At 44.0% G+C, this 12667-nt stretch carries 7 protein-coding genes; 4 read left to right on the top strand and 3 right to left on the bottom strand.

Going from position 1 to position 12667, the window contains the following annotated elements; all coding sequences use genetic code 11:
- The 3 genes from H9L23_RS07825 (at position 1) to H9L23_RS07815 (ending at position 3202) form a co-directional block, all read left to right on the top strand.
- Positions 1–357: a hypothetical protein gene (locus H9L23_RS07825; protein WP_187594433.1), complete on the top strand. Its 357-nt coding sequence runs from the start codon at positions 1–3 to the stop codon at positions 355–357.
- 114 nt (positions 358–471) lie between these two features.
- Positions 472–2061, top strand: coding sequence for a hypothetical protein (locus H9L23_RS07820; protein ID WP_187594432.1), 1590 nt, complete (start codon positions 472–474; stop codon positions 2059–2061).
- Positions 2062–2140: 79 nt separating this feature from the next.
- Positions 2141–3202 (top strand): M78 family metallopeptidase domain-containing protein, encoded by a 1062-nt coding sequence (locus tag H9L23_RS07815; protein ID WP_187594431.1) that lies wholly within the window; start codon positions 2141–2143, stop codon positions 3200–3202.
- An 803-nt stretch (positions 3203–4005) separates the two neighbouring features.
- On the opposite strand, the gene H9L23_RS07810 is transcribed toward H9L23_RS07815, so the two are convergent.
- The 3 genes from H9L23_RS07810 to H9L23_RS07800 form a co-directional block, all read right to left on the bottom strand.
- Positions 4006–5466 (bottom strand): S41 family peptidase, encoded by a 1461-nt coding sequence (locus H9L23_RS07810; protein ID WP_187594430.1) that lies wholly within the window; start codon positions 5464–5466, stop codon positions 4006–4008.
- A gap of 377 nt (positions 5467–5843) precedes the next feature.
- Entirely contained in the window at positions 5844–8915 is a 3072-nt protein-coding gene (locus tag H9L23_RS07805) for an ATP-binding protein (protein ID WP_187594429.1), read from the bottom strand.
- A 4-nt stretch (positions 8916–8919) separates the two neighbouring features.
- Positions 8920–10113 (bottom strand): AAA family ATPase, encoded by a 1194-nt coding sequence (locus H9L23_RS07800; RefSeq protein ID WP_187594428.1) that lies wholly within the window; start codon positions 10111–10113, stop codon positions 8920–8922.
- A 294-nt stretch (positions 10114–10407) separates the two neighbouring features.
- Between H9L23_RS07800 and H9L23_RS07795 the strand changes: the two genes are divergently transcribed.
- Positions 10408–11616, top strand: coding sequence for a hypothetical protein (locus H9L23_RS07795; protein ID WP_187594427.1), 1209 nt, complete (start codon positions 10408–10410; stop codon positions 11614–11616).
- The last annotated feature ends 1051 nt before the right edge of the window (positions 11617–12667 follow it).

Genomic DNA, 12667 nt, shown 5'->3' with positions numbered 1-12667 from the left:
ATGAAAAACAGCGAAAACAAAAAACGTAAGGTCCGCAACACCATTATCCTATTGCTCTGCTTCATCGCCATCAGCAATACCTCGCCTGTCCAGTTCTTTACCCTGGACGGCTATCACTACAGGAACGCGGACAGTAGTTTCAGCTATACCGAATATCCCGGCAAAGGCCTTGATTTTGAAACCGGACAGACCCGTTGGGAACGCTTTAAAAAACTAAACCGGCAAAATCCCAACAAAACCCTCTACCGAACTTTCCGGATCAATCCCCTGAAGTTCTGGGAGTGGTGGCAGTTTATTGCACACAACGGGCGCTACCGGCTTCCCTACATAACAAGCGCGGAAACAGCTCAACCTTAAACAATTCAAAATAAACGCAGTACAGTAAATACCTAATAATGGGTATTGCAAAAAACAACTTTAAGGAATAAATTTATTAGCATATACCAAACATCTAAAATGATCTCAAAACCCATGAAACACCTGATCCTATGTGGCACATTGTGCCTTGCCACCCTATCTGCTGTGGCCCAGACCGTAGAATACAAAAATCTTGATTTTAAAAAGGATACCAGCCAGATCAATACCCTTAAGATCAAAACTGGCTCCAGGCTGGGCCTGAAGATCAGCAACATCAACAAAAAACTCTACACCATCAACAATGCGGTAACCCAGACCAGCTACAATGAAACAGCGCCGGGACTTTTTGACCTATTCAGCAAAGCCAAACTGCCAGGGGAAAATGCAGCATCATCCGGTTTTAAATCTGAAGAGTTTAAGCTCTTTACCCCAACACAGATCTCGGATGCCAAACTACCTGCGCCGGTTGCCAAAAAACTCACCGAGCTGGCGGACCTTTATGTTCGCAATGCCGATACCCTGAACAGCAATGACATGAGACTGATCGCCTTTGGGGAAACCTACAAAGAGGTAAGAAATGTCCTGCGATACCAGATGATCCTGAAAGGCCTCCAGAATGACTGCGACAAACCGTTTACCCAACTCCGTACCCAGGTATATGACGAAACCAAAAAGGCCTTTTTAACCTCGACCATGGCCGACGAAGACCGCAACCTGTTGGAAACGCCCGATTATGCCATTATCCCCGGCGTATTGGAACGGTATTTTGACAAACTCATCGAAACGGACATGAGGCCTGCTTATAAGGAGCTCTCCAGCGCATTCGCGCTCAGTAAACGCGAACAGCTTGGCAAAAATGTAACGAAGGCCGCAGCGCTGATCACCGAACTCATCGGCCTGATCGAAAAAGAGAAAAAAACCACCGAACCAGCCAAAGAAATCCTGAAGACATTGAAAGGCGAAAGGGATAATTCGAAACTTTCCCGCCTATACAAGGACAATATGGAACATTATACCAAAACCGATATTACCAAACTCAGCAGTGACATGGAAGCATTCAATGCAACAGCCAGGTTCGAGGTAATCAATGACTTCAAATACTTCAATGAAGGCAACTGGACCTATATTGTAGATCCCCAACCGATCGAGGATGACCTGACAGTAATTACGGTGAATATCAAGGCAAAGGAATCAGTTACCTGTTCCCAGCTGATGAGGAGCTATGTTTACAAGGTACGCCCTAAGGGAGGACTGAAGATCGACTTCAGCACCGGGCTTTTCATCAACTATGGCGGAAACGATTTCAAGGACCAGACCTACCGCTACGATCCGATCGAGGGAAATACCACCCAGCAGAAGATTGTAAAAAACGACGCTAAAAATGCCATATTTCCATCCGTAGGTGCATTGATGCATATCTACAGGCGTACGGCCAGTGATGTTAAACTCGCCGGCGCTTTCGGTCTCTCCACGCGTGACCTGGAACGGATCAATTACCACGCGGGTGCTTCGCTGATCTTCGGGACCAGCAAACGCTTTATCCTTAGCGCAGGGGCAACGCTCACCAAAGCGACACTGATAGCTGACAAATACCAGGATGGGCAGGTAATCGACAAAGCTGGTGCACCCGAAACGATCCCGACCTCATCTTTCAGCAGGTTCGGCTTTTTTGGGGCATTCACTTATAACCTGAGCGCGAAATGAAAAACTTGGCCATTCTTGTCTACATGATCGGACTATCCTCCATTATCCTCCCCGAGCCAGCGCACAGGTCTGGCCGGCGTTGAAGAAACAGGATCCAATGGTCTGCTCATTCAACTGCAGCAATACCTATGAGGAACTCCAAAAAAGATGCAGCGCTACCCTACAGACCAAAATTACCATCGATCCACTGGCCAGCGTCAACCCTTTCACCGAGTTTGATAACATGATCGCTACCCTCAAAGCCGATCCTGCCAACCCATACCCCCTGAGCTACACCTTCAGGCAATGCGAGGCCACCTGTAATGCCGCCAGTACCCTCGACAGGTCCTCCCGCGAGGTGATCTACTACAACCAGGCTTTTCTGGACGGGATCAAAGGCCCGGACACCAAAGTGCGCTGGGCAGTAAGGTGTATCATCGCCCATGAAATCGGCCACCATTTCATGGGACATACGCTCCCTTCAACCCCTGCGGGTGACAGCAATACACGCAGAAAACGGGAAAGGCGTGCCGATTTCTTTACCGGTTTCGTCATCAGCCGTTTTCCGGGGGCTACCGAACAGGATGCCATCGAAGGTATACTCAGCCTTGATCCCCAGAGTTATCGTCCCAGGGATGCGGCGGAAGAAAAGTTCAGCATTTATCCTACCCTCCAAAACCGTATAGCAGCGGTAAAGGAAGGTTTTAAAGCCGCAAACAACCCCAAAGACCCGCTGAGGATCGATATGTTCAAAAAGATTGACAGCGTGGCCAGGATACAGATGGCCAGGAACGGAAGGTCATCCATTTACCATGTGATCGATTTCAAGATGTCAATGGGGGATTTCACCGGGGCGAAACAACTGACCGAGGAACTGCTGTTAAAACCTGACTTTTCAGATAAAGGCCAATTGTGGGAATACAAGTCCATCGCCGATCAGCAGCTCGGTAATCTGGCTGAGGCCATTGAAAGCCAGCGAAAGGCCACCGAGCTGAACAAAAACAATATGGATAAACTCGAGCGGTTGCAATTATTGCTGGACAATGGCAGCCCTGCACAGAAACTGGAATCCAGTGAGATCAAAAAACGACTGGAATCCCGGCAGATCCAACAAAAAATTGACACCAAAAAACTAAAGCAGAAAACCGGCAGGATCCAGTAGAAGCAGAATAAATATTAGGCCAAAGGCTAAAAACCATTTTACACCTTTGGCCAAATGAAATTGTATTTCCTCAACCGTTAAGCATGTCGGTCAGTTCCAAATTAAATCCTGCCAAACCAACCTAAAAAAAACCAACGGACTTATCTTAAACATAACCTTTTCCCATCCCTCCAGCATCCGCATCTTTGCGCCAGTTTAATAGAGATATCCCGGTCTGCCAAAGATCAAATGTTTCATCACATCATGGGCTATCAGAAGTTAGTAATGATTAGTGGCTATTTGCGGTGCCGGCGGATGCTGCACCGCTATGCTCATCCCTTATTGTAAATTAAGGTATCCCGGATGGGTGCCAAGGAGTAATATTTCGACATCGAAATTATTTTGTTTTTTAGGCCGGACAGTTCACGCTGCTCCGGCCATGTTGTTTACACTAAAGTCCGCCGACCTTGAGGCCATAACCTACTTTCCTTGTGATACACCAAGCGAAATCTTCTTACCGGCCTATTAACGGCCAGCGCATTACAGTCTCAGGATAGCACAATTATTGCCCGCCCAACATTTTCTCCAGTGTCTGCTTCGGCCCCTCATTCCAGGGTTAATCACCAGCTGCTTTTTGAACATTGCTATCGCCTTTTTCCTTTGGCCACCTTGCGATAAAGCTTCACCGTGTCCCTTGATTTGTTCACCCCCAAAAAACTACAATCCCCGAGACTGATCATTTCCATTGGCCAATATGTTTATCCGTGCCATAACAAAAACGGTTAGCTGAAAGTATTCCCGGCCAATACCCGATCACCTCCTTTTTACTTTTCATTCAACACCCCGTTTACATAGTCAACCCATTTGTATTTTGGGATACTCCTGTCTATAAAATAATCCGGCTGTATCCCCTTGGCGTCTATTGTGAAATCAGGGATCCGCATACTCTTGGTCAATGAATACCCCAGTTCAAACTCCTTGCAGGGTGAATCTACAAAATACATATTCGAAATATCCAGTACCCCAAATGTGGTCACGCCGAACAATTTCACTTTCCTGCTCTGTTTTGCCGCCAGCAGGAACTGTTCATCCGTACTTCCGTTTCCCTCATTGATAATGATCCCGACATTTTTGGGATAGGCAGATACAGCACCAAGCTTTTCCACGCTGACTACAGCGGAATCAAGGTTAACGAATTCGCCAAGCCGGGCATTTAATTTATCATAGGACGCTTTTGCCCATTTTTTATCTGCCTCACTGGCACCAAATTCCGGCTTGTTGATAAAATCCAGCATCCTTTGGTTGTTCAGTCTGGTAGAAAGGTACTCGACCCCAACGGTGCGTATCGGACCGGTATAAATCAACGGGATCAGACTTTGGTAACTCGCATCGCTCCCCCCGGTACCGCTCCTGATATCGATAATGAGATTGGCCGTTTTCAGGATCTTTGCCTTGTTGGCCTGGACAATACTGTCGATATCCTTTTTGGAACCCGGCTGAAAAGAGGGGATCCTGAGGTAAAGCGTTGTTTTGTTGAGCTCCTCCAGATAGGGCCTGGCGGCACTGAGTAATTTCAAATAGGCAGCAATTTCTTTTTCCTCCCTTAACTCCGGAAATACCCTGTGCAATGAAAAATTACCGATCCTCAGGTTGTCCTTTCCCATGAGCACTACGTCCACTGATTTATTGGCAGAATGGTCGCGCGAATAAAAAACGGAACTGACCGAATCCCTGCCAGGCGTGATTTTAAGTTTTACCTGCCCCCTGCTCCAATTGGGTGCCCCGGACTGTATGATGAACCCTAAATATTCCCCATTGATCTTCTTGATCCCGATCTGATAGGGAGCAGAATCCCAAATCCCCTCATAATCTATCTCCTTTTTTGCCAAAAGATAGGTTTTAAAACTGTCCAGATCAACATTTACCTTTTCCCAGTCCGGAAAAACCTTATCCGAAACGGTCGAAGCCGGTGTATTTCCATTGACCCCGTTTTGGGCTTTGAGCTTGATGGCAATATGGCCCGAGCGGAAAAACGTAAGCCACTCGTACAAAATAGGTGTACAATCCGTTAGGGTTTTCACCGTTCCGGTTTTGGCAAGTATCCTCTGGTTATGCTCTTGGTAGGCCTGCCTGCCCTTGGTATCGATCACGTACTTAAAACCCGCATCGTTCTGCTCAAAGGTACTTTTGACCCACTCAAAATTGGCCTCACAGTTGCAGGCCTGGCCAAAAGCCACGCTAAAACTAAATATGGCTAAAACTGTTAAAAAATAGCTTTTTTTCATATTCAATGGCTTAAAGGCGATGCAAGAGTAAAAATAAGCGCGGTTGTTTATCAATGGCGGTTTGTAACAGAAAAAAAACGCAAAACATAGGATTCCCTTTCCGCTCACTGGAACTCAACATCAAAACCTTTTCCAGCTGCCGGTAAATCCGTTAAAATGACTCAACGTAAATGTGCCAACCATTAAGTCTTAAAAGATTTACAATTCCCCACGATTCTGGATAAAAATAAAGCGGAACTTCGCCTTTTCGGCGAATGTTCCGCTGCTTGAATAAACGCGCTAGGCGAAAAATGTATTAAAATAGTTTGCATGGTTCGACCTGGACCAAACAAATGCGTGGAAAAATCCTGCAACACTTATCTAGCACAAATAGCGAACTAGTGGCCGCCCATCTCCTGATAATTTTTCATCTGCACATATAGTTGCATGGCAGTATCAGCAACTTCGGGTGCTATGTTCAGAAAATAATCCGTAGAACCGGCAATTAATGCTTTGATTGCCTCATATACCGGTCGCAATTCCCTGTCCTTACCACTTTCTTCAAAAACCAGCGCGAGGGTATCGGTAAAACCCAGCTGTGATGCCGTAGCGGCTGCACGCCATAAAGCTTCCAACCTTCCCTCACTTATTTCACCCTCAAACTTAAGCGCGGTCATCCAGTGTTTTTTTGCATCGCCAAGATTATGGTCATAAAGGGCAAAAAGTGCCTGCTGCAAACCCCTTGAAAAACCGTCCCGGCTGAAAAGCTGCTGATGTTGCTCAAATATAGCGAATGCCTCCTCTCTAAGCCCAATCCTGTCCCTTAACAGTATGACATAATCATCAATCACGTCTATATCAGGTTCAGCTATGGAAATCGACTTTTCATAAGCTAATCTTGCCTCCTTGAAATCCCCAATTTTATACTGTAGCAAATTTCCGTAAAAATACCACACCTCATCCTGTTCAGGATCAAGCTTGAGCGCTTTCCTGTAATTCTTCAAGGCAGGATCAATTTGCTTTAAAAATATCTCCTGATGCATCGCAAGTCCCGCATAGGCTTCTGCATAATCCTTCTTAAGACTTATCGCTTTCTTAAAGGCCCATACGGCTTCCTCATGCCTTGCTAGAACGGAAACTGAGGCAGCTAGCTGCAAATATAATTTGGCAGACGGCTTAATTTCTATTGCACGATAAAACACTTTTGCCGCTTTCTGAAAATCTTCTTTGCACGCAGCTAGAAACCTGCCATACCCTGCAACATAGTCAACGTTATCAGGTTCCAGTTCAATGGCTTTCTCATAGGAGATCTGAGCCTGTTCCACCTGACCTTTTTCCCGTTGGCATAACCCCAGATAAAACCAGTAATTAGCAGCATCAGGAGCTAACTGCACAGCAGCCGCAAAGTTATCAAGGGCGTCCCCGCTCTTTTCAGACCATTGGCAACGGCCCAAAAAATAATAGGCATCCGCGGGTGCATCCCCCAGATCAACTACCCTTTGAAGCATATCAATCGCTTTATCGAGCTTGGTACCGCTCATGTAGTAAAATGCCAGTGAATTTATCGCATGGACATATTTAGGATGCAGTTCAACTACCTCCTTCAATATTTCTTCCCCTTTTTCTTCTTTTCCATTTTTGAGATAAAATTCTGCCAATAACCATGGATAGAACGGGTCATCAGATAGGCCAGCTGCTTTGACGTAATTTGTTTCTGCCTCATCAAGTTTCCCTAGTTCCTCCTTTAACCTCGCCATGTGCGAGTGCGCCCATGCATCCTCAGGATCAATATCGAGAGCAGTAGCATAGTGTTTTTCTGCCTGCGAAATATTGTCAAGCTCCTTATACACCTGTCCAAGTTTGACATTCAGATAAGCACTATCGGAAAATTTTTCCATATCGATCATGCACAGGAGCAGTTTTTCCAGTTTTTGGTACTCACCTTTTTCCATCAGGATCTGAATGTAATCAAAAAGCAGGTCGGTATTTCCACTCATGAAATCGGCCAGAACCTCATGCGGAATAATATCCGGATCAAGGTATTTCGAAATCTCTCCCAGGTCGCCCTTCGTTTTTGAAAGGACCTCTCTGTAAATTTCTTCTTCCATCTGGTTGTATTTACCTTTGTTGAAGGCTTTGGAAAGCGCCAGCGCATAGGTAATCCTGTCGCTATCAAGATTTTCCCTGAGCAACTGGATAATACGCTGCTTCTCAATATCCAGATGTTGGGGCGTATAGAAGGTTTCCAAAAAACAGGTAAGGCTTTTCAGGTCTCCCCGCTGTCTTCGGCTGGCACGGCGCATGATGTACCAGATATTGAAAAAACGCTCCCTCACCGCATAATTTTTCACCTTTCCGAGCATCTTGTTTTTTTCAACCGAAAATCTGTTCCCCCGTTCTACCCATCCCTGTTTGATCAAGCGCTCAAGCTGCGAGCTGAGCTGATTATTTTCCAGCCTGGTTGCCCTGCTTAAAGTATCCAGGTCACTGGGATCCCAGTTCAATGCCAGGGCATCGACAATCACCTGTGCCTGTTTGCTGAGCTGTTCAAAATTTGCCTTATAAAGCGGAGTGATTACATCGAGCAAAGCGTTCAGGTTTTCAAAAATCTTATCACTAAGTCCATTTGCGATAAGATGAAACATAAAAACCGCTATCCTAGGATTACCACCCGTGAGGTTGTGCAGTGCATCAAGCTGACCGGTCTTTTCGTATATAGCTTCAAAACTCTTGTCTTCCCCTGTCCGCTCGGCGAGATAAAGCAAAAGTTCCCGCATTTCAATCTGGCTGAGCCTTTCCAGGTAAATGTTGTCGAATGCATCATAAAATGCCGCATCATAGTCCTGGCTTTCCGCAGGATTGTTTGTACTCGCCGCGATAAAAATCGGCGCACCGTTTTCGGTAATGACTTTGCGGAGCTTGAACTGTTCATCGGGAGAAATACCCTCGAAAAGAATGTCAATGTTGTCCAATAGGAAAACCGCACGCCTTCCCATCTTTTTACATATTTCCATAAGGGCATCATAGGCCATTTCAGTAAGCCGTTCTTCATTAGAGACACTATCCATGTCGCGGATAATGGCATCGATCTGATCTGCTTCATCATGTTTCTGCTCAATCTCCAGGCTATCGGCAAGCGCATCCAGGCTGTTGAGCCAGAACTTAGACAGTCTGTCGATGTTATATTGTTCCTCTGGAAACAGTATGGGCACGAACTTGTCACGGAACCGCTCGGACCTGATGGAAATCTCCAGACGTCTCAATAAAGTGCTTTTTCCCATCCCACGGCTACCGATGATCATATAATGCTGGGGAATGCTGTTTTTGGGTTCAGAAAGCACACCATCTTCAAGTTCTTTTAATACCGACCTGCGGGCGATAAAAGTATTCACGATATCTTCCGCACTCCTGGTGTGCGCATTGAAATAGTGCAGGCTGTTTACCGAAATCAAATTATCTTTATTTTTCATTTCTCTATCTCACTTTCATTTTGTACCAAAAATCCCTCAGTAGCGGGGATCTGAAGCTATAATTACCGTTAACTTCTATAATGTAGCCATCACGGTCCAGCATTGCGATATATGAGGCCAATGCATCCTCGCATTTCTGGACGTCCGAAAAACTATTATATAGCAGATCAAAGAGTTTCTTTCTTGAAAGCCCTTTTTTTGATTTACATAAATTCTTGAGTATTACCTTGCAATGGCCGGCATCAGACGATGGCAATTGATCGTCCAGCCTTTCTTCCCATGTTTTAAGCGAAGAGGTATCACGTATAATATTTGCATAGGCCTGTTTTATTTCATCAGATGTCACCGGTTTTCTCATATCCTGTGATTTGATGCGCTTTAACTGTTTAAAATGGGCTTGAAGGAAATAAGGCAGCGGCCAACCGATTACCTCTATTATCTGTTCTGCCACCTCTTGGGAAATTGCCAGACCATTATCGCTTCCTAACTGGATCAAAAACCTGATCGCGGTCGCATCATCAAACGCACTTATGGGAAAGTTCAGGACATCATTGAAAGCGCCTGAAAGTTTGAGCCGTTCTGTAAAAGTATCCAGACCAATGGAGCCACAGAATACCCATCTTATCCCACTGCCCTTTTTTTGCCTGAAAGAACGTAGCCAGTGTAAAAAATCCGAAACGCGTAACGGTCCATCGGATTCCTTTTCCAATCTGGCCAGAAAAAAGGGCAGCTCATCAATTGCTATAAGCATATCTCCGCACCCCTCCAGCAATGCCTCTATGCCATCACGCAGGTCCTTAACTTCTTTGCTGTTATAAGACAGCTTAATATTTATATCGTTTGCCGCTACAGAAACTTCAAACTTCGAAAGCACATTGCCGATCCCTTCAAGCACCCTTTGCCTGTTTTTCACGAACCAGCCTGTTCCATCCTTCTTGAGATGTTCGGTAAACACCTTATAAAATTCAACTTCGCTTCCTAACCCCTGTACGTCGACATAAGTGGATTTCCAGCCCTGGCTATCGGCCTCAGAAAGGAGACGCTTCACCAATGAACTTTTACCAATCCTCCGTGGCGCGGAAATCAGGAGATGGTTTCCGTCTTCCAGATCCGACCAGCTGTCATTCACCTCACTTTCCCTTCCAAAAAAATCCGCTCCTTCAACAGGCGGTCCGACTTTATTATGCAGTTTTGCCATTTGACTCAATGTTAGAAAACAATTATACAAACAAAAAATTATACAAACAAAAATGTTTGTATAATTTTTTGTTTGTATATTAGCTGGAAATGAACGGTACAGTTTTAACGAAATGATTACCCATCCTATACAGTGGCGTTTCGATCTGCCTGTAGGCCGGCAAAAACAGTAGAAAATTTGAAAACAAGATTTTGCCTGCCACTAGCAAAACCAAGTAAGTTGTTGGCAAAAGGCTTTTAGTTTTTAAATTGCAAATAAATTAACCATATATATATATATATATATACTCAGCAAATGAATGATTTAAACACATTCCTATCCGACGCCTTTCAGTACAGACTAAAAGAAAAAGCCTCAGATCAATCCTCCAACCGTTTTGAAAACACGTTGGAAAATTATTACCAATTATTTTTCGAGTCCTTTGACAACCTGGTATCCGCACATAAAGTTAAATATTTTGACCATCTGCCATACCATTCCAAAGATACCTTATACGACTGGATAGATGGTGCTTATAAAGGCTTACAGACCAAAAAAGATGAATTTCAAGAATTTTTTAGTGATTTGATAAAATCCTACCAACTATTCATAGATGGTAAACATTACAAGGCTACAATACACATCTTCGATGTACTTGAAAAGTACGATATAGCAGATGTGATCAGCCCCGGTGAACTCGGGATATTCTACAAGGGCAGAGCCAAGCCTGAAGGTAATGCAAAAATCGGTGAGGACTACTTCTATCATATCCCCTTTGATAAGAGATTCTTAATCGGCAACCAACGTTTCAGTTTTTCAGGTCAGCCCATACTTTACATTGGATCCTCGATATTGGATGTACTCTATGAACTACGCCATTCAGTGGACAATTTTAATGAGATAGCCATTGCGTCATTCGCTTATGATCAAATGATAGAAAACACCATCAACAAAAACACTCAGCTACCTTTCCAAAAATTAAAAATCTATGATGTCAGCAACCATATCCATAATCTGATCAACGGCGTGCTCAACAACCTGATTAGGTCTGGTGGCGGCATTCCAAAGTTCAACGATCCGCTTTATAGTCCAAACCTGAAAGATATTATCAGAGACTTCAAAAAATTCATTCTTACCCAAATCTGTACTTTCAAAAGAACCCACGGGCAAACTTTTATAGAGGAATACATACCAGCACAAATCCTGACAGAGGCCCTTAGAATAAACGGCTATCATGGGGTCAAATTTCCCTCTACGCAATTCGATGGAAAAGATATTCAAACTACCTCAATACTTTACCCCTCAAACATCCAGGCCAACTTAGCATTATTCACCAGCTATTCCTGCAAGGAAAACTATGACCTGGACACGATGAAGTACTTTTTCATCAAACCACTGGATTTTGAAATTTCGGATAAAAAATCGGTTGACGAGTACAACACAGAATATTTAGAATTACAGAATGAGATCATGAAAAAAGGACATCCAGCACTTCAGAACTTGCGCTGGGGATTTCGGCAATAGTAGACAGAGGATTCCGTTCCAAACTGTACACCCGTAGATTAGCCCGACTTTGAGCAGGACATCTTGAGAAGAGTCCCAAATATATCCATTCCTATCAGAACCACCGCAAAAGAAATTTTGTCAATGCTCTGCCTTCCATCCGCACAAAACTCCGCTCCACGGCATCCCGGATATGATTATCCAGTTAATAAAGCTGTTCTGGGGCACAATTACATCCAAAAACCGACAGACAAAAAACTCCAGCAACACCCTTTCTAAAAAAACCATTTTTAAGCGCTTTAGCGCTCCACTGAAGCTGCCTTGAGCACAAAAACAACCATTGAACCAGGTTGGCTTTAAACAAGCCTTAAAACCGCTTAAAATGAGCCGATTGACCACTTTTAAGCGAAAACAGTGGCCATTTTGAACCGAAAAAAGTGGCCACTTTGCAGAAAAACAAGTGGCCACTTTTGGAATAATCCCCAATAAGCGACTGAAAATCAGTTAAAAATATTTTCACAGATCAGATTCATAGTACAAAAAAGCCAGTCTTCAGGCAACAACCGGCTCTACACATGGCTGTAGAAGATAGAATCGGGCTGTTTATTCATATCAATTTTTCTTATTCCTGTTAAGTGTTTACCTGAACTTCTCCTGTTTTTTCTATTTCCTGTAAAACGGTTTTCACCTGCAGTGGTCAAAAGACCTTCATTTGATTAATATTTTGCCAAGGTCTGATGACACATAGATCGAAGATCTTGGTAAAATCTATCCTTCGCCTGTATACGAACTAGCTTATCTTAGGCCTAGGGGTTGATCATTATTAAAATAACAATTGGAGCCAAATTAATTTTTGTATTCTTCTTGTCATTGTTACCAATGTTTGAAGTCATTGAAAGTATGCCAATTATCTGCTCATTTGATAATTCATTAACCTTAAGATTAAGTTGACTATACCATGATTCAATTACAAACTCCGACCGCTTGTCTAGCTTTCGGATCTGACCGGCACGATATCAAAGGATCTATCCTTTTCCGATGTAAAAATATACTTCGAAGAATCAGGAGATGA

The sequence above is a fragment of the Pedobacter roseus genome (genome assembly GCF_014395225.1).
Lineage (GTDB): Bacteria > Bacteroidota > Bacteroidia > Sphingobacteriales > Sphingobacteriaceae > Pedobacter > Pedobacter roseus.
This window is presented reverse-complemented; position numbering and strand designations above follow the sequence as displayed.